The organism is Kribbella sp. NPDC050124 (genome assembly GCF_044460355.1).
Taxonomy (GTDB): domain Bacteria; phylum Actinomycetota; class Actinomycetes; order Propionibacteriales; family Kribbellaceae; genus Kribbella.
Map to the genome: position 1 here is coordinate 176,760 of NZ_JBITJU010000004.1, position 20,563 is coordinate 197,322.

A 20,563-nucleotide genomic window follows, 5' to 3' on the forward strand; every position below is an offset into this window, starting at 1 on the left:
AACGTAAGACCCACGTTCAGGCGACCTTCCGCGTCAACAAAGTGTGTCAACATACGAGATGATATGTCTCACGAAACAAGATTGCGGAGTAGCGTGGCAACTGTCGCCGAAGGGCAAAGGAGCCTTTGATGAGCAACGTGTACACGCACGGGCACCATGAGTCGGTGCTGCGGTCGCACACCTGGCGGACCGCGGAGAACTCGGCCGGCTACCTGCTTCCGCACCTGCGGCCCGGGATGTCGTTGCTCGACGTCGGCGCCGGCCCCGGGACTATCACCGCGGACCTGGCCCGGCTGGTCGATCCCGGGCGGGTGACCGCCCTCGAAGCGACCGAGGCCGCGCTCGACATCACCAAGGCGACGTTCGCCGAGCTCGACCTCCGCGTGCAGTTCGTGGTCGGCGACGTACACAAGCTGGACCTACCCGACGACACGTACGACGTCGTGCACGCGCATCAGGTCCTGCAACACGTGGCGGATCCAGTGCAGGCGCTGCGAGAGATGCGGCGGGTCTGCAAGCCGGGCGGGATCGTCGCGGTCCGGGACTCCGACTACCACGGCTTCACCTGGTACCCGGAGCTTCCCGAGCTGGACGAGTGGATGGATCTCTACCAGCGGATGGCGCGGGCCAATCAGGGCGAACCGGACGCCGGGCGACGGCTGTTGTCGTGGGCTGTTGAGGCCGGCTTCGAGAAGGTCGACGCGACCGCGAGCAACTGGGCGTTCGCCGATGAGGACTCGCGCGCGTTCTGGGGCGGCATGTGGGCGGACCGCGTCCTGCAGTCGGCGATGGCGGATCAGGCTCGCCGGGCCGGCGTACCCGAGGAAACCCTCGAACGGATCTCAGCCGCCTGGCGCACCTGGGCCGCCAGTCCCGACGGATGGATCTCCATCCTGCACGGCGAACTCCTCTGCACGGCCTGATCAAACGGACGCGAGCACGACCAGGTAGTCGTCCGGATCCCGCAGCCAGATCTCGTGATGGTCGGCGTTGGGGTTGTAGTGGATCTCGGTCTGGACGGTGGCGCCGAGTGCACGAGCTTGCTCGGCAGCCGCCTCCAGCCCGTCGGTCTCGAACCAGATCGCGACGCCGTTCCCCAGCGGATGCGCGCGATCCCCGAACCTCCCGTGGTGATGCTCGACCTCCAACTGATGCAGCTGCATCACGAGAACGCCGTCCACGACGAGCCTCTCGTAGTCCGGTCCGCCGTGACCGCTGGTCGCTCCGAGCACCTCGCAGTACCAGGCGCTGCTCTTCTCGACGTCGCTGACTGCGATCAAGGTTTGTGGTCTCATGCGAACGACGGTAGAAGCGCGGGACCTACCCAGTCTTGGATGAATGGGAACGCTGGCGGGAGATCTCGTAGCGGACGGCCGTCGCCGCGTTGGCGGCGCGCCCGGTGACGATCACGCCGTGCGCGCCGAAGGGCTGACCCGGGGCCGCCTGCTGCCTAGCATGTGAAGCGGGGAGGCGTCGGATGGAGCGACGGGTGATGGTGGGTCGGGCCGGGCCGCTGGCTGACCTCGGCCACCTGCTGGCGGCGGCCTTCGACGGTCGCGGCCGGTCCGCGGTCGTGCTGGGCGAGCCGGGGATGGGCAAGACGACGCTGGCCGAGGCGCTCGCGGACCAGGCGACGGACGCCGGTGCGACCGTTGCCTGGGGCTGGTGTTCGGCTGCCGGTGTGCCGCCGTTCTGGCCGTGGCGAACGATCTTCCGGGAGTTGGCGCCGCAGCATCGGCTTGCGGCCGAGCGGCAGGCCGGTACGGCGGCGGACGGGTTGGGCGTGTTGCGCGGTGACGCCGGAGCCCGCGCCCGCCTGTTCGTCACGGTCGTCGACACCTTGCAGCAGGTCTCCGCCGACCGGCCCGTCGTCATCGTCATGGAAGACCTCCAGTGGGTGGACAGCGCGTCCTTGTTGCTGCTCCGGCAGGTCGTCGACGCGTTGCCGGGGCTTCGTGTGCTGCTGGTCGCCACGTGTCGTGACGAGCCGGTCGAGAGCGGTGACGAGGTGCTGGCCGTCGTCCGTGAGCTCCCGACCGCGGTCCAGCGGATCCGGCTCGACGGTCTCGAGCTCGACGAGGTCGCGGAGCTCGTCGCGCGCGGACTCGGCCACGCGGCCACCGACGAGCTGGCCGCGATGGTGCACGGCCGGACCGGCGGCAACCCGTTCTTCGTCCGTGAGGTCTCCCGCTTGCTCGCGGCCCGGCCGCCGACGGCCGGCGTACCCGAGGGGGTGCGTGAGGTGCTGGCGCGGCGGATCGCGCGCGTCAGCCAGGACTGTCAGCGGGTCCTGGAGATCGCCGCGGTGGCTGGGAACGGCGCCGAGGTGACACTCGTCTCGGCCGTGTCCGAGGCTCCGGTCGGTGTCGAGCTGCTCGAAGAAGCGGCGACGGCGCGATTGCTGGCCGGTCCGCCGGTCGACGGCCGGATGTACTTCACGCACGACCTTGTCCGCGAGGTGCTGGACGCATCACTCGGTGCGGCACGACGAGCGGCGCTGCATCGAGCACTGGCCGAGCAGCTCGAGACGACCACCACGGACGAGGACGACGCGGCGGGTGAGATTGCCCGGCACTGGTCCGCCGCCTTCGGGCCGGACGCGACTGAACGGGCGGCGACCTGGGCGCTCCGAGCGGCACGGGCAGCGCGGTCGCGCATGGGGTACGAGCAGGCGGCCGACTCCTATCGGATCGCCTTGCGTGGCAAGGACATCGAGCGGACGAAGGTGATGCTCGAGCTGGGTGAGGCACAGATGTACGCCGGAGACCTGGACGGCGCCCGCCAGACGTTCGCGCAGACCGCGGACGTTGCCCGGCGCAACGGTCGGGCGAGCCACCTCGCCATGGCCGCGCTCGGGTTGGGCACCGGCCTCGGCGGCTTCGAGGTTCCGCAGTACGACGAGCTGCAGCTCGACCTGCTGTCGGAGGCCCTGGCGTCCTTGCCGGATCGTGACGGTGGACTGCGTGCGGCCGTGCTGGGACGGTTGTCGCTCGCCTACGCCGGGACGGACCGGGAGGGTGAGCGGCTCGAGCTGGCCCGGTCCGCGGTGGCGATGGCCGAACGCGTGGGCAATCCCTGTGTCGAGGCGGGCGCGTTGGCCGCGTACTGCGACGCCGTCGCCGGACCCGGTCAGGTCGACGAGCGGTCCGTCGCGGCCGGCCGGATGCTCGCAGTTGCCGAACGCGGCCACGACTCGCCGTGTCAGCTACTTGCCCGCCGGCTGCGCTTGATGGCGCTGATGGAACGCGGCGACTGGCCGGCCGTCGACGCGGAGATCGATGCGTTCTCGCGCACGTCGGACCGCGTGATGCTGCCGTTGTACGCCTGGTACGTCCCGCTCTGGCGTGGCGCGCGGGCGTTGATGTCCGGCGACTTCGAAACGGCGCTGCGGTACGCCGACGACGCCGAGGCGATCGGGCTCCGGGCCGGCAGCGCCAACGCTGTGCTCATGGTTTCCACCCTGCGCTTGTGGACCGACCGTACGGCGGGCGTGCTGCAGGCAAGTCACGTGGCCGCGGTCGAAGAGCTCATCCGGACCGCCTCCGAGTCGACGGTCGCCATGGCGATGGGGGCGAGCTATTTCGCGGCGGCAGGTGACCCGCAGAAGTCCCGGCGCTTCTTCGACCGGCTGATGGGCCGGGGCCTGGATGCGATCCCGGACGACTGTGAGTGGCTCGAGGGGATGTGGCATGCCGGTGATGCGGCCATCGCCCTCGATCGGGCCGACGTGGCGCAGGACGTGGTCCGGCGGCTGGCGCCGTACGAAGAGCTGTGGGTCGTCGACGGTATCGGGGGTGGTGTGATGGGCACGACCGCACACATCCTCGGGCGGCTGGCGGCGTACCTGGGGGACACCGGTGAGGCTCGTCGCCTGCTCGCCAACGCCGTCACGGCGTACGAAGGTGCCAACGCCGTGCCGTGGCGAACGATGGCGGAGAAGGACCTGGCGGCGATCGGCGTGGCGGTGCGACCGGCGACGAGAGTCGAGGGCATGTTCCGTCCGGACGGCCGGACCTGGCGGGTGCGCTGGCGGGACGGCGAGGCCAGCGTGCCGGACTCCAAGGGGATGCACGATTTGTCTGTCCTGCTGCGCCGACCCGGTGAGCCGGTGCATGTGCTCGACTTGGTCGCCGCCGCAGGCGGACCGGCGCGGACGGCGGCCGGTGGTGACACCGGTCCGATGCTCGACAGTACGGCGCGGGCGGCCTACAAGCGTCGAGTGGCCGAATTGGAGGAAGCCGTTGCGGAGGCGGAGCGGGAGGGCGCGTCCGACCGGGTCCCGACGCTGACCGAGGAGCGGGACTTCCTTGTCCGCGAACTCGCCGCGGCCTATGGCCTGGCCGGCCGCGTGCGGACAACCGGAGACCAGGGCGAGCGGGCCCGCAAGGCGGTGGCCATGCGCATCGCCACCGCGATCAAGGCGATCCGCGCCGTTCATCCGGCGCTCGCCCGCCATCTCGAGCTGGCCGTGTCGACTGGACGTTTCTGCGTCTACCGACCCGAGGAGAACGCGACCTGGCACACGTGACCGCGGGGTCGTGTGGCGATGCCACAGTCGACTTGGCGCCTCCCTGGTAGGGGCAGCGCACCGGGCGCTGCCGAACACCAGGGAGCACATCATGAGTACTTTGCTGGAAACCAGCGCACCGTCCGCGGCCGAGGAGCTGTCCGGTCGTCTCTTCCTGCAGACGTTAGGCGCCGTTGAGCTGCTCAACGTGTACTTCGGCGTCGAGCTGGGCTTGTACCGCTCGCTGTCCTTCGACGGCCCGGCGACGGCCGCGGTACTGGCGGAGCGAACCGGCCAGGACCTCCGCTACACGCAGGAATGGCTTGCACAACAGGCTGTTGCCGGGCTGCTGACGGTCGGTCCGGACGCGGAGTTCAGACTGGCCGACGGCGTCCGCGAAGCCTTGGTCGACGAGGTCAGCTCGTTCTACGTGGGCGGTATGGCCTACATCGTGCCGGCGATCGGCCGTGCCCTGCCCGCGCTGGTCTCGGCGTTCCGGACCGGGAACGGCGTGCCCTATCCGGCCTACGGCGCCGACGCGGTGACCGCGCAGGAGGCGCTGAACCGGCCCGCGTACGAGACCGCGCTGATCGAGGACTGGCTGCCGCAGATCCCGGACATCCAGGCCAGGCTCGCCGACAGCACCCGTCCGGCCAGGGTCGCGGACCTCGGCGCCGGGGTGGGCTGGGCAGCGATCCGGCTCGCGGAGGCGTTCCCGCAGGTCCGCGTCGACGGGTACGACCTGGACGAGGAGTCGATCGCACGCGGGCGCCGCTACGTCGCCGATCGCGGCGTGGCCGATCGGGTCGACCTGGCGGTCGCCGACATCACCGAACCGCTGCCGCACGACGGATACGACGTCGCGTTCTTCTTCGAGTGCTTGCACGACCTGCCGCACCCGGTGGCGGCGCTCGAGGCCGCCCGCCGGGCCGTTTCGCCGGGTGGCTCGGTGATCGTCATGGAGGAACGGGTCGCCGAGACCTTCACCGCACCGGGCGACGAGGTCGAGCGCTTCATGGCTGCGGCGGGCACGCTCTGGTGCGTCCCGCAAGGCCGCACCGACGCATCCTCGGACGTCATCGGCCCGCTGGGTATCCGGCCCGCGGTGATGCGGCACCTGGCTGAGTCCGCCGGTTTCCGGACGGTCGAGACGCTCGCCATCGACCACCCGTTCTGGCGCTTCTACCGGCTCGGCTGAGAGCGCTGGCGGGAGATCTCGTAGAGGACGGCTGTTGCTGCGTTGGCGGCGTTCAGGGAGCTGGCTGAGCCGGTGATGGGGATGCGGACCAAGGTGTCGGCGGCCTCTTTCCAGGCGGTGCTGAGGCCGGCGGTTTCGTTGCCGATCAGGAGTAGGGTCGGCTGGGTGAAGTCGTGGTCGTAGACGTCCACCGAGCCGTGCTCGTCGGTTCCCGCGATCACGATCGGTACGGCGGCCGAGCGCCGTACCCACTCGATCACTTCACGATGCGACGGCACGCGTACGGCGGGGACGCCGAAGAGGGACCCGGTCGTCGCCCGCACCGCCTTCGGGTCGTAGACGTCGGCGGCGTGCCCGGTGACGATCACGCCGTGCGCGCCGAAGGCGTCCGCGGACCGGATGATCGACCCGATGTTGCCCGGCCCGGTCGGCCGGTCGAAGACCACGCCGAGGAAGTCGGGCCGGACCGGGATCCGGTCCAGGTCGTCCGGCGGCATCTCAAGCACCGCGACCACCTCGGCGTCCTTCTCGCCGAGCTCGGCCAGCAACTCCGGCTCCATCGCCACCCGCTCGACCCCGGGCAGCCGCTGGTACAGCTCCTGGGCCCAGCGCGACAACGGCCGGGACGCGTCGTGGATCACCGTGTGCACCGGCCATCCGTTGTCGACGGCAACGGAAATCGGACGTACGCCCTGCACCAGGAACTCACCGGCCCGGTGCCGCTTGGTCCGGTTGGTCAGGTAGGACTGCCACACCTGGAACCGGGCGTTCCGAGTCGAGATCCGTTGCACTCGACCACACTACTCAGGCTGGTGGCGCTGCCGTCGACTCCCGGACGATGAGCTCCGGCCGGAACAGCAGCGACTGACCTTGCGTCGGCCCGGAGTCGTCCAGCCGTGCGCGCAGCTGACTGAACGCGGCCGCAGCCATCTCGCGCATCGGCTGCCGGACCGTCGTCAGCGTCGGCGCATACAGGTCGGCGAGCACGATGTCGTCGAACCCGACCACCGACACGTCCTTGCCGACCTCGAGTCCACCGTCGCGCAGTCCCCGGCACACCCCCAGCGCACACATGTCGTTGATGGCGACGATCGCGGTCGGCGGCTCGTCGAGGGCGACCAACTCAGCGGCGGCGGCACGCCCCAACTCGGAGGCCTCGACGTCACCGAAGTCGTCGGCTCCCGTGCCGGTCGGCGCCCGCAAAGCCTCGGCTGGATCGATCCCGGCTTGCTCGAGCCCGGCGACGAACCCGCGGTACCGCTCCTTGCGGTTCACGCTCGCCAGCGCCCCGGAGACGAACGCGAGCCGCCGGTGACCGAGGTCGGTCAGATGCTGCGTGGCGAGCTGGCTGCCGATCGCGTTGTCGACGCTGATGCTCACCAGCGACGCCGGATCGCCGGCTTGCGACGTCCGGTCGAACGCGACCAACTGCAGCCCACGCTCGACCAACGGCAGCACGTGTTCGAGCGACGGCAGCGACGAGCAGAGTACGACGCCGTGCACGCCGTCGGCCCAGAGTTCGTCGATGTAGTCGCGCTCGCGGCGTGGATCGCGCTCGGAGTTGCAGAGCAGCACGTGGTAGCCCTCGGCCAGCGCCGCGGACTCCAGGTGCCGGGCGAGCGCACCCCAGAACGGGTTGCCCACCGACGGGACGACGAGCCCGATCGTCGTATTGCGGCCGGTCCGCAACTGCCGGGCGGCCCGGTTCGGCCGGTAGCCGAGTTTGTCGATGGCGGTCTCGATCCGCTGCCGGGTCTCCGGCAGCATCCGGTGGTTCCGCCCGTTCAGCAGGTTCGACACCGTGCTCGGCGAGACTCCCGCCTCGGTCGCGACCTGCTGGATCGTCACCTCACCCATGCCCACCCGCGCATTCTTCCTCACCCTTCGCCCCGTACCCTGCCGTGTCGCAGTGCAACGATGCATCACTCGCGACTGAAAGTCCAGCAGAACTCCACCGGCGCCGACCTCTTGACTAGCGCGAGAATCCGTTCCTATTGTGCGGTGCATCGTTGCACCAGCCCGCATCAGCAGCGCCGCTCCGGCTGGTAGATCGTTGCACCACTCCACTTCCGCAGCACCACGAAAGGCGCGCCATGGAGTACACCCGTAGATCAGTCCTGTCGGCCCTCGGCCTCGGCGCGTTCGCCGCGGCCACCGGGTGTTCCGCGGCGCCGTCCGGCGACGGCCAGGCGGCCGCCGAGGGACCGGCCGAGGGCGAGATCACGCTGCTCACCCCGATCTTCGAGGGCAGCACCGGCAAGCAGTTGCTGGAGGGCAAGTTGCTGCCCGCGTTCAAGCAGCAGAACCCGAACGTCACGGTCAAGGTCGACTACACGACGTACGCCGCGCTGAACGAGAAGCTCACCACCGGCCTGGCCGGCGGCCTGATGCCGGACGTGGTGATGCTCGGCGTCGGCTGGATCCCGCCGTTCGCACACAAGAAGGTGCTCGCGCCGCTGCCGGACTCGCTGGCCACCCGCTTCGACTACGAGGACCGCGTCCTCGAGCCGTCCCGGTACGACGGCAAGCTGTACGCGCTCCCGTTGGTGCTGGACACCCGGATCGTCACCTACCGCAAAGACATGTTCGCCGAGGCCGGCATCAAGCAGCCGCCGAAGGACTGGGCCGAGCTGCGGGAGATCGCCAAGGAGCTGGCCCGGACGGACGGCTCCGGCAAGCTCACGCGGGTCGGGTTCGACCCGTTCTCGATCGACCTGCGGCAGTGCTGGGAGACGTTCCTGTTCGCCAACGACGGCAACCTGTTCGACGAGGCCGGCCAGGAGGTGCGGTTCAACGACGAGCGCGGGGTCGAGGCGTTGCAGCTGTTCCTGGACGTGCTCAAGGACAAGTCGGGCGACTACTCGTTCAAGACCGCGGCCGGTCAACCGAGCACGCTGGCGCAGGGCCGCTCGGCGATGATGATGTCCAACAACTCCCTGTGGGTGCAGTTGCAGCAGCAGAACCCGGAGCTGCTGAAGGAGGACAAGGTCGGCGCGTTCCTCCTGGCGAACCGGGTGCCCGCGATGCTGCAGGGCGGGACCCTGGTGGCCCGCTCCGCCTCGACCAAGCACGCCGCCGCGGCGCAGAAGCTGGTGGAGTTCATGGGCACGCCGGAGACGATCCTGCCGACTGCTCAGCAGCGCGGCTCGGTGCCGGGCGTCCAGGACCTGCGGACGTCGGACTACGTCAAGAACAACGGCTTCGTGAAGCTTGCCCTCGACAACATGAGCAAGGCCCGCTCTGAAGGCGGTACGGCGGCCTGGATGGAGATCCGGGAGAAGATCAAGACCACTCTGGAGACCGCTGTGGTCGGTCAGCGGACCGCGAAGGAAGCGATCGACGAACTGGCGAACCTGAGCAAGGAAGCGATCTCCCGACTGTGAGCGGAACGATTCTGTCGACGCCGGAGCGGGTGCGCGACGCCGTACCCGGTCCGGCCAACCGACCACCGAGCCCACGGCTGTCCCGGCGGTTGTCGCGCGGCCGGCGCCGGGCCGGCCTGCTGATGGTCGCCCCGGCCCTGCTGCACTCGCTGGTGTGGATCGGCATCCCGCTGGTCGCGGCGGTCGTGCTGAGCTTCACGTCGTACGACGTCCTGACGCCGCCGCGGTTCGTCGGCCTGGAGAACTTCCGCGACCTGCTCGGCGACGACGTGTTCCGGCGCGCGGTGCTGAACACCAGCGTGTACACGTTCTTCACCGTGCCGGTGGCGATGACGATCGCGCTGCTGATCGCGCTGATGCTGAACACGAAGCTGACCGGGCGGGCGATCTTCCGGACCGCGATCTTCATCCCGCAGGTGACCGCGACGATCGCGGTCGCGCTGGTCTGGCTGTGGATCTACGACCCGCGCAGCGGCCTGGCCAACGCGGTGCTGTCGTTCCTCGGCCTGTCCGGGCCGAACTGGCTGTCCTCGACGGACTGGGCGATGCCGGCGGTGATCGTGGTCGGCATCTGGCAGGGGATCGGGCTGAAGATGCTGATCTACCTGGCCGCGCTGCAGAACCTGCCGACCGAGCTCTACGAGGCGGCGTCGGTGGACGGCGCGTCGAAGGTCCGGCAGTTCTTCAGCCTGACCGTGCCGCTGCTGAAGCCGGCCACCTTCTTCGTCTTCGTCACCTCGGTGATCGGCGCCTTCCAGTCCTTCGACCAGGTGTACATCCTGACCGACGGCGGTCCGGCGAACAGCACCACGATGATGACCTACGAGATCTACAAGTCGGCGTTCCGGGAGTTCCGGATGGGGTACGCCTGCGCGCAGAGCCTGGTGCTGTTCGCGCTGCTGCTCGTCCTGACCCTGGCGAACCGGCGGATCACCGGAGGCGACCGTGCCGGCCGTTGACGCTGTCCGGCGGGTCCGGACCGGCCGGATCGCGCTGTACCTGACGCTCACCGCGATCTCGGTGGTGATGATCGTCCCGTTCGTCTGGATGCTGCTCACCTCGGTGAAGACCCCGGCCGACATCGCCGCCACCCCGGTCCGGCTGCTGCCGACGGAATGGGCCTTTGGCAACTATGCGGACGCGCTCGACGCCGCGCCGTTCGCGACGTACGCGCGGAACAGTTTCGTGATCGCGGCCAGTCACACGCTGCTGAACGTGGTGATCGCGTCGATGGCCGGGTACGCGCTGGCGCGGTTGCGGTTCCGCGGCAGCACGCTGATCTTCCTCGGCTTCGTCGGGGCGCTGATGATCCCGACGTACACGAAGATCCTGCCGGAGTTCCTGATCGTGCGGTTCATGCCGCTGTTCGGCGGCAACGACATCACCGGCCAGGGCGGCACCGGATGGCTGGACACCTGGTGGGCGCTGATCATCCCGGGCGCGGTCAGCCCGTTCTCGGTGTTCCTGTTCCGGCAGTTCTACCTCGACCTGCCGGTGGAGCTCGAGGAGGCGGCCCGGCTGGACGGCCTCGGTGAGCTGGGCATCTACGCCCGGATCATGACGCCGCTGGTGAAACCCGCGTTCATCACGGTCGCGCTGCTCACCTTCGAGGGGTCGTGGAACAACTTCCTCTGGCCGCTGCTGGTGACCAAGAGCGACAACCTGCGGGTGATCCAGGTCGGGCTGTCGGTGTTCCGGACCGAGAACGACACCCAATGGGCCTTCCTGATGGCCGGCACCACGCTGGCCACCGTGCCGATGGTGGTGCTGTTCCTGATCGGCCAGCGCTACTTCGTCCAAGGTTTCGCGACTGCGGGCATCAAATGACACTGTCGAAGGAGAGCAACACTATGACCGAGGAACTGCAGGGCACGCGGGCGCTGGTGACCGGGGCCGGACACGGCATCGGCCGCGGGATCGCGCTCGGCCTCGCGGCGGCCGGCGCGGACGTGGTGGTCCACTACGGCAAGTCCGCCGACGCTGCCGCGCAGACCGTCGCGGAGGTCGAGGCGCTCGGCCGGAAGGCGATCGCCGTCGGCGCCGACGTCACGAGTACGGCGGAGGTCGACCGGCTGCTGGACGAGACGATCGCGTTCCTCGGCGGGCTCGACGTCCTGGTGTGCAACGCCGGCCACCTGATCGGCCGGGTCAAGGTCGAGGAGATGACCGACGAGCACTTCCAGCAGGTCGTCGACGTCAACCTCGGCGCGACCTTCCGCACCACCCGGGCGGCGATCCCGCACCTCGCCCAGTCCGCCAATCCGCGGATCGTCACGATGGCCTCGCTGGCCGCGCACAACGGCGGCGGACCGGGGTCGGTGATCTACGCGGCGGCCAAGGCCGGGATCCGCGGCTTCACCAAGGGGCTGGCCAAGGAGCTCGGCGCACAAGGCATCACGGTCAACTCGGTCGCACCGGGGTACATCGCCGAGACGGCGTTCCACCAGACCTTCTCCACCGAGCAGGCGCAGGCGAACATGGTCGCCGCGACCCCGATCGGCCGCCCGGGTCAGGTCGAGGACGTGGCGAACGCGGTTCGCTTCCTCGCGCTGCCGTCGTCGGGCTACCTGACCGGGATCACCATCGACATCGACGGTGGCACATGGCCGCGTTGACCGGGCATCCGCCCACCGAGCGCGGTGGCTGGTGGCACGAGTACGTCTGCCCCGCGCACGGGGTCGAGCTCGAGCACGTCGGGTTCGAAACCGGTGAGTTTCCGGCGGACGGCGTACCGTGCGCGCACGGCTGCCGCGTCGACACCGAGGCGGTGCGCGGTGCCTGGCGGGTGCTTGCGCACCACTGGTGGGCGCGGCGGATCCGGCTGCTCTCGTACGACGGCGGTGGCGCCGAGCTACTGACGTCGTACGCGCGGCTCTACCTGGAACTCACCAAAGCCGGCGAGCACGAGCAGGCGCAAGGCTGGATGCAGCGCGGGCGGCTCTTCCACCAGGCGCTGACCGACGCGGTGTGGGGTGTGCCGATCTCACACGCCATCGCGAATCTCGCCGGTCGCGCCGACCTCGCGGAAACGCTGCCGATGCTCGACGACATGGTCGCCGGGGCGCGCCGGGCCCGCGACGCGATGGTTGCCCAGGACAAATTCTCGTCCAACTACACGGCGTGGTTCAACGCGCTGGGGACGACGGCGAGCCAGGCCGCGGCTGCTGTGCGGGGCGAGGACTGGGACGGCGAGAAGGAGTGGCTGACGGGGGAGCACGGCCAGTTCGCGCACCTCTATGTGTCGACCGGGGACGACGGCTGGGAGTGGGAGGCCAGCACGTACTACCACGGCTTCGTGCTCCGGGCTTACCTGCTGAGTCTTCGGGGCTTTGACCCCGCACAGGTGCCGGATCGCCTCGAAGCGATGATTGGTGCGCTCGCCGGGATTGCCACCGACGGCGGCATCCTGCCGGCGCTGCACGACGGCCCGTATCGCCGGGTGCCGCTCGCCCTCGAGTGGCTGGAGATCGTTGCCCTGGCGCGGCAGTTCACCACCAACCACGGGCTCGACGCAGTAGCTGACCGCGCGCTGGCGGAGGTGGGACCGTCGTACGACGGCCTCGAAGACAGGTTCACCGGATGGTTCGCCGGACCACCGCGAACGGGCCTGGTGCAGTCGCCGGCGCTGACCGGCTGCTACGCGGTGATCCGGACCGGTGGGATCCACGCGATCCTCGACCACGGTCCGCACGGCGGCTCGCACGGCCACCACGACAAGCTCGCGCTCTACCTGTACGGCGCGACGACACCGTGGCAGCCGGATCCGGGTCAGGTTCCGTACGGCCATGCGCAGTGGCGCCGGCACTACAAGTCCGTCGCGGCGCACCCCACGATCCGGATCGACGGTCTGGAACCTGCGGAAGCCACCGGCGTTGTGCGGACCGGGACGTCATCCGTGACCGCCGAGGTCAACGAGTGGTATCCCGGCGTACGGGCAGTGCGGCACATCGAGTCGGGTGACGGCTATCTGGTCGACGTCGTTCGGGTGACGGCGGATCGGGAGCGGGAGATCGTGCTGCAGTTCCGGCCCGATGTCGATCTCGACGTGCAGCTCGGGCCAGGCGTCGTCCGCACCACGTGGACAGGCGATGAGGTCCTACACGGCTACCACTTCGCGGACGCGGTCCCGGTGACGCGACCCGGTCCTGGTCCGGCGGACGACCCGCAGCGGACGCGGATCGCCCTGGATTGGACTGTCGTCGGCACTGACGCGACCTTCTGTTCCGTCTACTCGACCACGCCCGTCGACGTCGAGGTGACCGGCGACGTGATCACCGTCGACGGGCACGAGCATCGGATCGGAGGGCGCTGATGCTGATCGAGCATCGCCTCGACGACCTGCGGGACGGACTCGACGGCCGGCACGCGGCCCGGTGGCGCCGGTTGCGTGAGCAGTGCGACTGGTACCGCATCCAGACTCCGCCGACCGAGCACCCGTCGGCCAGCATCACCTACCTCGGCCCGGCAGCCGCGAACCTGGCCCTGGCCTACCGGCTGACCGGCAATCCCGGCTACCGGGCCGAGGCCGCTCGCTGGATCTCTGCCGCGATCGGCTTCCCGCACTGGGGCAAGGCGCACATGCCGGACCACGACCTCGACGCGGGCTGGCTGCTGCATGGGCTGTCGCTGGCCTCGACCTGGCTCGGTGACGACTTCGAGTACGCCGACCAATTGCGCGCGAAGCTGGAGCTGCAGGGCACCAGGCTGTACGAGTTCGCCGTCGAGTCCGAGGGCTCCTGGTGGAGTTCGTCGTACTGGCAGAACCACAACTGGATCTGCTACACCGGCCTGGCCGCCGTGGGGTATGCGCTCGGCCGGACCGAGTGGACCGAGCGCGCGAAGGCGAACTTCGCGACGGTGATCGACCTGCTGCCGGCCGACGGGTCGGACATGGAGGGCGTCGTCTACTGGCGGTACGGCGTCCCGTGGCTGGCGACGTACCTGGACCTGCTGCAGGACCAGGAGGGCCTGGACTGGTGGGATCGGTGCCGCTTCCTGGCGAACACGTTCTCCTACCGGTTGCAGCAGTGTGCGCCGCGCTTCGAGGAGAACATCGACCACGGCGACTGCCACGACCGCCGCAGCGGGCACAGCGTCGCTCTCTACTACAAGCTCGCATCCGCCTACCGGATCGGCGAAGCGCAATGGCTCGGCGAGTTGGTCGCCGACCGCTTCTTCTGGCGGGAGGCATACGCGAGTGGCGTGAAGCCCGGCGTCATGCCGGAGGCCTATCTGGAGCTGCTCTGGTACGACGAGTCCGTGCAGCCGGTGCCACCGGAGAAGAGCACCCCGCTGTCGGCGTACTTCCCGGACCTCGGCCTGGTGACCGCGCGGACCGGTTGGGACGACGACGCGACGATGGTGTCGTTCAAGGCATCCCCGGGTGGTGGGCACCAGGCCTGGGAGACCTCGCATCGGCTCGACGCCGAGCGTGGGTGGGACACGTTGAGTGCCGGACATCATCATCCGGACGCCGGGTCGTTCGTGCTTACCTCACGGGGCGCTTTCCTGGCTCTCGACGAGGGCTACAGCAACCGGAAGCGGGCCGGTGACCACAACCTGATCCTGGTCGACGGCCAAGGGTTCGCGGACGAGGATCGCTACCACGTCTACAAGTGCGCGCCGTACGAGCGCCAGGCGCGGATGGTCGACGTACTCGCGGCGGACGGCGTGGTGCACGCGACCGCGCAGATCGCCGCGATGTACCCGCCTGAGCTGGGCATCACGCGACTGGATCGCACTCTCGTATTCACGCCGGCCGGCCGATTGGTGCTGCTGGATCGCTGCGCCGCGGAGGAGCCGCGGGACTGGACGTTCCTGCTGCATGCGGACTGGCCGATCGAGTACGGCGACGACATCGTGCTGCGATCCGGATCCGCACAGGCCTGGGTCCGTCTGCACACACCGCTGACCGTCGAGTCCGCCGTGACGGAGGTCGAGGCGAACCCGACCTCGAGCACACCAAGCCTGCGGCTGACCCGAACTCTCCACACCCTCCGAGCCACCGCCGAACGCCGGACGACGGCGACGCTGCTCACCACGATCGAACCGACCTCGGCGCTCCGACCCGTGCCGCCGTCGGCTCGCCGGATCGACCTCACGCGCGGGTTCGGGATCGCGTTCGACGGGGAAACCGTTCTGTTGGCAGACGACGACGGGGTGATCGAAGGCGAGGGCTTCGCGGAGCAGGCGAAGGCCGTGATCCGGTCCGCGAACCTCAGGATCTCGGTATGACCCGGCGGGCGCTCGACTGGCTGGGCTGGCTGGCCAGTCCGGTGCTGGCGGGTGCGGCGTTCTCGATCCTCTGCCTCGGCGTGGTGACGTGGTTGCCCGCTCTGGCGGCGGTCGGGTTCGCGCTGAACCGCTGGCGGACCGACGGCGACACACGCTGCTTCACTGGAGTGTTCACCGGCTGGCGCAGGTACTGGCGTCCGCTGCTGCCGCACTCCGTCGCCGTGACCGTCGCGGCGTTGGTTGCCGCCTGCAACTTGTCGTTCCTGGCCGGCCGCTCCGGGCCGATTGTCCTTGTGTTGTTCATGATTCACCTCGGGCTGATCGCGGCCGCGACCACCTATCACCTGGCGCTGGCCGTCACTGCCGGGCGGGATCCCGGTGGCTCGGCGGCCGCCTGGCGTCGTACCGCGTTCCAGCTTGCTTTCACCTCGGTGCCTCGCGGCACCGCTCTGCTCGGTGCTGCCGTTGCCGCGCCGGTCTTCTCGCTCGTCGTCCCGGCGGGCCCACTACTCCTTGGCGCCACTGTTCCGGTCCTGGTCGGCCTGCTCGTCGCCGACCACGCCGAGCGCGTGGCGCCTAACTCCGCGCCTACTGCGCGGCACTCGGCACCTGCTCGCGACGGCGCGGAGTTAGGCGCCACGCGCTAGTCCGTCCCGCCTTACCGCCCCAACAAGGAGGACCATCATGTCCAGAGCTGTCCCGATCCTGCTGCTCGGCGCCGCGCTGGCGCTCCCCGCCGTACCGGCGCACGCCGCGACCGACTACTACGTCGCGCCCTCCGGCAGCGACTCCAACTCCGGTACGTCGTCCGGAGCGCCGTTCGCCACCATCCAGAAGGCCCTCGACACCGCGCCCCGGGGCGCGACCGTACACCTTGCCTCAGGCACCTATCGCCAGGATGCCGTGACCATCCGCTCCGGGGTCACGATCACCGGCCCGGCGAGCGCGGTGGTGAAGGGCGCAGGCAACTCGCGGATCTTCCAGGTCCGGCACGACGGGGTGACGCTCGACGGCTTCACCATCGACGGGCTGCACGGATCGTCGTCCAGCGCGTCCGGGTACCGGGACAAGTTGATCTACGTGATGAGCACGAGCCCGGGTGACGGGGTCGGCACGTTGACCATCCGCGACATGACGCTGAAGAACGCCGGCGGTGAGTGTGTGCGGCTCCGGTACCTGGTGACCAATGCCGACGTGCACGGCAACACCGTCGGGCCGTGCGGGATATTCGACTTCAAGTTCGCCGCCGGCGGCAAGAACGGCGAAGGCATCTACCTCGGTACGGCGCCCGAACAGCAAGGCGAGAACGGCGCGCCGGACGATCAGCCGGACCGGAGCCGGAACAACCGGATCCACCACAACACGATCGCGACCGCGGGCAACGAGTGCGTGGACGTGAAGGAGAACGCGACCGCGAACATCGTCGAGTACAACGACTGCTCCGGGCAGTTGGACCCGAGCTCGGGTGGGTTGGACGCCCGGGGGAGCGGCAACACCTTCCGCTACAACACGATCCACGGCAACACCGGCGCCGGCGTCCGCCTCGGCGGCGACACCGAGACCGACGGCATCGACAACGACGTCTACGGCAACACCATCACCGGAAACGCCGCCGGCGGCATCAAGTTCATGCGCTCACCGCAGGACGAGATCTGCGGCAACACCATGTCGGGCAACACCGGCGGCAACTCGGTCGGCACGTACGGCGCCGACTTCAACCCAACCGCGGCCTGCTGATGACCACCCCATCCCGCCGGGCAATCCTCGGTGGCGCACTCGGTGGGTTGGTCGGCGGGGCGGTCCTCGGCCAACCGACGGACGCGAGGGCGTCGACCGCCGACCTCACCGGGATGTCGACCGCCGACTTCGCCGAGTCGTCGTCCCGACGCCGGTGGGTCGCCAGTTGGGCGACTGCCCAGACTGCCCCGACTGCCACCGACGTCGACGCGATGGGAGGCTTCACCGACACCACGATCCACAACACCGTCCACCTGTCAGCCGGAACCGGATCGGCTGGACTGCGCTTGCGGTTCGCCAACCCGTTCGGCGTGCAGCCGATCGTGCTTGGTCCGGTGACGGCCAACGGTCAGGCGGTGTTGTTCGGCGGGCAGAAGGACGTGGTGGTGGCCGCCGGAGGGACCGTGGTGAGTGATCCCGTGGATGTGATGGTGCCGGACGGCGGTGACGTGCAAGTGAGCATGTACCTGCCCGGTCCGACCGGTCCGGTGAGCTTTCACCGGAACACGCACGCCACCGGCCTCATCGGGGATCGGCCGACCAAGTCGGTCTTCCTGCTCAACGGTGTCGACGTGCGAGCCGACGGCCGCCGATCGCTAGCGGTGCTCGGCGACTCGATCACCGAAGGCGTCGGCACCCCCGACGACGCGAACCTGCGCTGGCCGGATCAGTACGCCGCCCGCTTCCGCCGCCGCCCAGCGGTCGCGAACCTGGGCGTCAGCGGGAACCGGCTGCTGCTCGACGACGGACGCTTCGGGCCGAGTGGGCAGGCTCGCTTCGACCGGGACATCCTCGCCTTGCCGGGACTCCAAGCAGTGCTGGTGTTTCTGGGCATCAACGACATCCAGCAGCCACCGAGCCAGACCGACCCAGCGCGACTGCTGTCCGGCTACGAGCAGCTCGCCCGCCGTGCCCGCGACCACGACCTCGAGGTGCTCGGCGCGACCATCGGCCCGTTCAAGGGCTGGATCCGCTACACCGACGCCCTCGACCACGTCCGCAACCAGGTGAACGCCGTACTCCGATCCGGGCGCATCTTCGACCGGGTCGTCGACGTCGACGCCGTACTGCGGGATCCGTCCGACCCGGCCCGGTTGCGACCGGCCTTCAACAGCGGCGACGGCCTGCACCCGAACGCCGCCGGGGCGAACGCGATCGCCCTTTCCCTTTGAGAGGACTCCTATGTCAGACCTCACCCTCCGCCGACGCACCGTGCTCGGCGGGATGATCGGCTCGGCGGCGCTGTTCGCCGTACCGGCAACCTCCTGGGCAGCCGGCCCGACCGACGAACTGCGGCTGCGCTGGCACACCTTGCTCACCGGCGGCCCGACCGTCGACCCCGCCGACCCGGACCTCGCTGTCGCGATCGCCCGGATCGACAAGGACGCCCGCTCCGCCCTCACCACCCTCGACCGGTCCGCGACGCGTACGACGCTCTGGCCGGACCTCGCGAGTACGACGCTGTCCAACCACGTCGCCTCCAACTTCCGCCGGATCAAGCAGCTCGCGGTCGCGTGGGCCACGAACGGGTCGGCGTACGAAGGGAACGCGAGCGTCGCCGCGGACATCCTCGGCGCGCTCGAGTGGATGCACACGAACCGCTACAGCCCGACGCTGCCGCGGTACGACAACGACTACGACTGGGAGATCGGCGCGGCCGGCGCCTTCGCGGACACCCTCGTCCTGCTGTACGACGCGATGCCGGCCGACCTGCGGACGACGTACACGACCGCGATCAACCACTACACCCCGGACCCGAACCTCTGGCGGTTCAATCGGCAGATCGCAACCGGGGCCAACCGGGTCTGGATCGCCACCGTGGTCGCGGTCCGCGCGGTGCTGGACGGTGACGCCGCCGCGCTGACCCGCGTCCGGGACGCGATCAGCGATGTCGAGGGCGACGGCGCGAACAGCGTGCTCGCGTTCAACGACGCACCTGATCGGACGGACAACGGCACTGGCGAGGGCTTCTACAGCGACGGCTCGTTCCTGCAGCACTACAAGCACCCGTACAACGGCGGCTACGGCAAGGAACTGCTCGGCACGCTCTCGTCCTTGCTGTACCTGCTCGGCGGCACGCAGTGGACCGTGACCGACCCGGACCTCGACAACATCTACCACTGGATCGACGACGCGTTCGACCCGTTGATGGTGCGTGGCGACCTGATGGGCTCGGTCTGCGGCCGCGAGATCGCCCGGCCGAGCAAGCAGAACCACGCGCCGACCCAGACGATCATCGAGGGCACGCTCCGGCTGATCCCGGCCGCGCCGGCCGACCGCGCGGCCCGGCTCACCGCGCTGGTCAAGCAGTGGATCACCGAGGACACCTTCCGCGACTTCCTGACCGTCACCGACCCGGCCTCGCTGGTGGCGGCCCGGGCCGTCCTGGCGTCGGCCACCCCGGCGCGGGGTGCGCTCGTCGTACACAAGCAGTACCCGCGGATGGACAAGGTGGCGCATCACCGGCCGGCGTTCATCGTCGGGTTGAGCGCCTACTCGTCGCGGATCTACAACTACGAGTCGATCCAGACCGAGAACCTGCACGGCTGGCACCTGTCCGACGGGATGGTGCTGGTGTACGACGACGACCTCGGCCACTACTCGGGCGACTACTGGCCGACGGTCGATCCCTACCGGTTGCCGGGGACAACGGTCGACACGCGACGGCTGGCCGACTCGTACGGTTTCCGCACCACCAGTGACGCCGACTGGGTCGGAGGTACGGCGGTCCCCGTTCGGACGATCGGCGCCTACGGCATGGACCTGCGCGGATACGGGACCGGCCTTACCGCCCTGAAGAGCTGGTTCCTGATCGACGACGTCATGGTCTGCCTCGGCTCCGGTATCACCGGCGAGGGCGCGGTCGAGACGATCGTGGAGAACCGCAAGCTCCGGACCGGAGGCGAGACGTTCACCGCTGCACCCGGCTGGTGTCACCTGGCCGGGACCGGCGGCTACGTCTTCCCGGACCGGACACCGGTGCGCGCCCTCCGGGAGAACCGTACGGCGACCTGGCGCGAAATCAACCTCAAGTACGGCACCGACACGCCGGTGACCCGCCCGTACCAGACTGTCTGGATCGACCACGGCACTGCACCCGTTGCCCAGGGCTACTACTACGTGCAGTTGCCCACGGCCACGCTCGACGCGACCAAGACCTTCGCCAACCGGCTGCCAGTCACCCGGTTGCGCGCGGATGCGACGGCGCACGCGATCCGGCTGCGCAACGTGCTCGCGGCCAACTTCTGGACGGCCGGGACGGTCGCCGAGCTCACCACCGACGGCCCGGCGTCCGTCGTGGTGGCCGCAGGCAAGGTCGCGATCTCGGATCCGACCCAGCGGCGTTCGTCGGTCACCGTCGAGCTCGCCAAACCTGGTCTCCGCCTGGTGTCAGCCGACGACGGGGTCCAGGCGACCCGCATCGCGTCCGGCTGGCGCCTGGTTGTCGACACCGCGAACCGCCACGGCGAAACCCTGACCGCCACCTTCCACTGAGGAGAACCT

Annotated in this window: 16 protein-coding genes; 13 read left to right on the plus strand and 3 right to left on the minus strand. The window is 69.4% G+C overall.

Annotation, left to right across the window (positions count from 1 at the left end; translation table 11 throughout):
- Positions 1 to 128: 128 nt before the first annotated feature.
- Positions 129 to 923, plus strand: coding sequence for a class I SAM-dependent methyltransferase (locus ACIBL3_RS13135; RefSeq protein ID WP_396353526.1), 795 nt, complete (start codon positions 129 to 131; stop codon positions 921 to 923).
- Here the strand turns inward: ACIBL3_RS13135 and ACIBL3_RS13140 are convergent, their stop codons facing one another.
- Complete coding sequence (locus ACIBL3_RS13140) at positions 924 to 1,295, minus strand: VOC family protein (RefSeq protein ID WP_396353527.1); 372 nt, start codon at positions 1,293 to 1,295, stop codon at positions 924 to 926. It lies immediately after the preceding gene.
- 182 nt (positions 1,296 to 1,477) lie between these two features.
- On the opposite strand from ACIBL3_RS13140, the gene ACIBL3_RS13145 reads away from it, so the two are divergent.
- Positions 1,478 to 4,528 (plus strand): ATP-binding protein, encoded by a 3,051-nt coding sequence (locus ACIBL3_RS13145; protein ID WP_396353528.1) that lies wholly within the window; start codon positions 1,478 to 1,480, stop codon positions 4,526 to 4,528.
- Positions 4,529 to 4,619: 91 nt separating this feature from the next.
- Complete coding sequence (locus ACIBL3_RS13150) at positions 4,620 to 5,705, plus strand: class I SAM-dependent methyltransferase (RefSeq protein WP_396353529.1); 1,086 nt, start codon at positions 4,620 to 4,622, stop codon at positions 5,703 to 5,705.
- Here ACIBL3_RS13150 and ACIBL3_RS13155 read toward each other — a convergent pair.
- Positions 5,690 to 6,496 carry a TrmH family RNA methyltransferase gene (locus tag ACIBL3_RS13155; protein ID WP_396353530.1) on the minus strand — a complete coding sequence of 269 codons (807 nt, stop codon included), beginning with the start codon at positions 6,494 to 6,496 and terminating at the stop codon, positions 5,690 to 5,692. The two genes, ACIBL3_RS13150 and ACIBL3_RS13155, sit on opposite strands and share 16 nt — an antisense overlap.
- Positions 6,497 to 6,509: 13 nt before the next feature.
- Positions 6,510 to 7,586, minus strand: coding sequence for a LacI family DNA-binding transcriptional regulator (locus ACIBL3_RS13160; RefSeq protein WP_396353531.1), 1,077 nt, complete (start codon positions 7,584 to 7,586; stop codon positions 6,510 to 6,512).
- Positions 7,587 to 7,798: 212 nt separating this feature from the next.
- Between ACIBL3_RS13160 and ACIBL3_RS13165 the strand changes: the two genes are divergently transcribed.
- Genes ACIBL3_RS13165 through ACIBL3_RS13210 form a run of 10 tightly spaced genes read left to right on the plus strand, consistent with a single transcriptional unit; the run spans position 7,799 to position 20,554 of the window.
- Positions 7,799 to 9,088, plus strand: a complete 1,290-nt coding sequence (locus ACIBL3_RS13165; RefSeq protein WP_396353532.1) for an ABC transporter substrate-binding protein — start codon at positions 7,799 to 7,801, stop codon at positions 9,086 to 9,088.
- Positions 9,085 to 10,047 carry a carbohydrate ABC transporter permease gene (locus tag ACIBL3_RS13170; RefSeq protein ID WP_396353533.1) on the plus strand — a complete coding sequence of 321 codons (963 nt, stop codon included), beginning with the start codon at positions 9,085 to 9,087 and terminating at the stop codon, positions 10,045 to 10,047. The genes ACIBL3_RS13165 and ACIBL3_RS13170 overlap by 4 nt, the downstream gene beginning before the upstream one ends.
- Positions 10,034 to 10,915, plus strand: coding sequence for a carbohydrate ABC transporter permease (locus ACIBL3_RS13175; protein WP_396353534.1), 882 nt, complete (start codon positions 10,034 to 10,036; stop codon positions 10,913 to 10,915). Before ACIBL3_RS13170 ends, ACIBL3_RS13175 begins: the two co-directional genes overlap by 14 nt.
- Positions 10,916 to 10,938: 23 nt before the next feature.
- Entirely contained in the window at positions 10,939 to 11,703 is a 765-nt protein-coding gene (locus ACIBL3_RS13180; protein ID WP_396353535.1) for an SDR family NAD(P)-dependent oxidoreductase, read from the plus strand.
- Complete coding sequence (locus tag ACIBL3_RS13185) at positions 11,691 to 13,400, plus strand: heparinase II/III family protein (RefSeq protein ID WP_396353536.1); 1,710 nt, start codon at positions 11,691 to 11,693, stop codon at positions 13,398 to 13,400. Before ACIBL3_RS13180 ends, ACIBL3_RS13185 begins: the two co-directional genes overlap by 13 nt.
- Positions 13,400 to 15,322, plus strand: coding sequence for a hypothetical protein (locus ACIBL3_RS13190; RefSeq protein ID WP_396353537.1), 1,923 nt, complete (start codon positions 13,400 to 13,402; stop codon positions 15,320 to 15,322). The genes ACIBL3_RS13185 and ACIBL3_RS13190 overlap by 1 nt, the downstream gene beginning before the upstream one ends.
- Positions 15,319 to 15,969, plus strand: coding sequence for a hypothetical protein (locus tag ACIBL3_RS13195; protein ID WP_396353538.1), 651 nt, complete (start codon positions 15,319 to 15,321; stop codon positions 15,967 to 15,969). The genes ACIBL3_RS13190 and ACIBL3_RS13195 overlap by 4 nt, the downstream gene beginning before the upstream one ends.
- A gap of 37 nt (positions 15,970 to 16,006) precedes the next feature.
- Positions 16,007 to 17,059, plus strand: a complete 1,053-nt coding sequence (locus ACIBL3_RS13200) for a nitrous oxide reductase family maturation protein NosD (RefSeq protein WP_396353539.1) — start codon at positions 16,007 to 16,009, stop codon at positions 17,057 to 17,059.
- Positions 17,059 to 18,231, plus strand: a complete 1,173-nt coding sequence (locus tag ACIBL3_RS13205) for a GDSL-type esterase/lipase family protein (RefSeq protein WP_396353540.1) — start codon at positions 17,059 to 17,061, stop codon at positions 18,229 to 18,231. Before ACIBL3_RS13200 ends, ACIBL3_RS13205 begins: the two co-directional genes overlap by 1 nt.
- A 10-nt stretch (positions 18,232 to 18,241) precedes the next feature.
- Positions 18,242 to 20,554, plus strand: coding sequence for a polysaccharide lyase 8 family protein (locus tag ACIBL3_RS13210; protein ID WP_396353541.1), 2,313 nt, complete (start codon positions 18,242 to 18,244; stop codon positions 20,552 to 20,554).
- Positions 20,555 to 20,563: the final 9 nt, after the last annotated feature.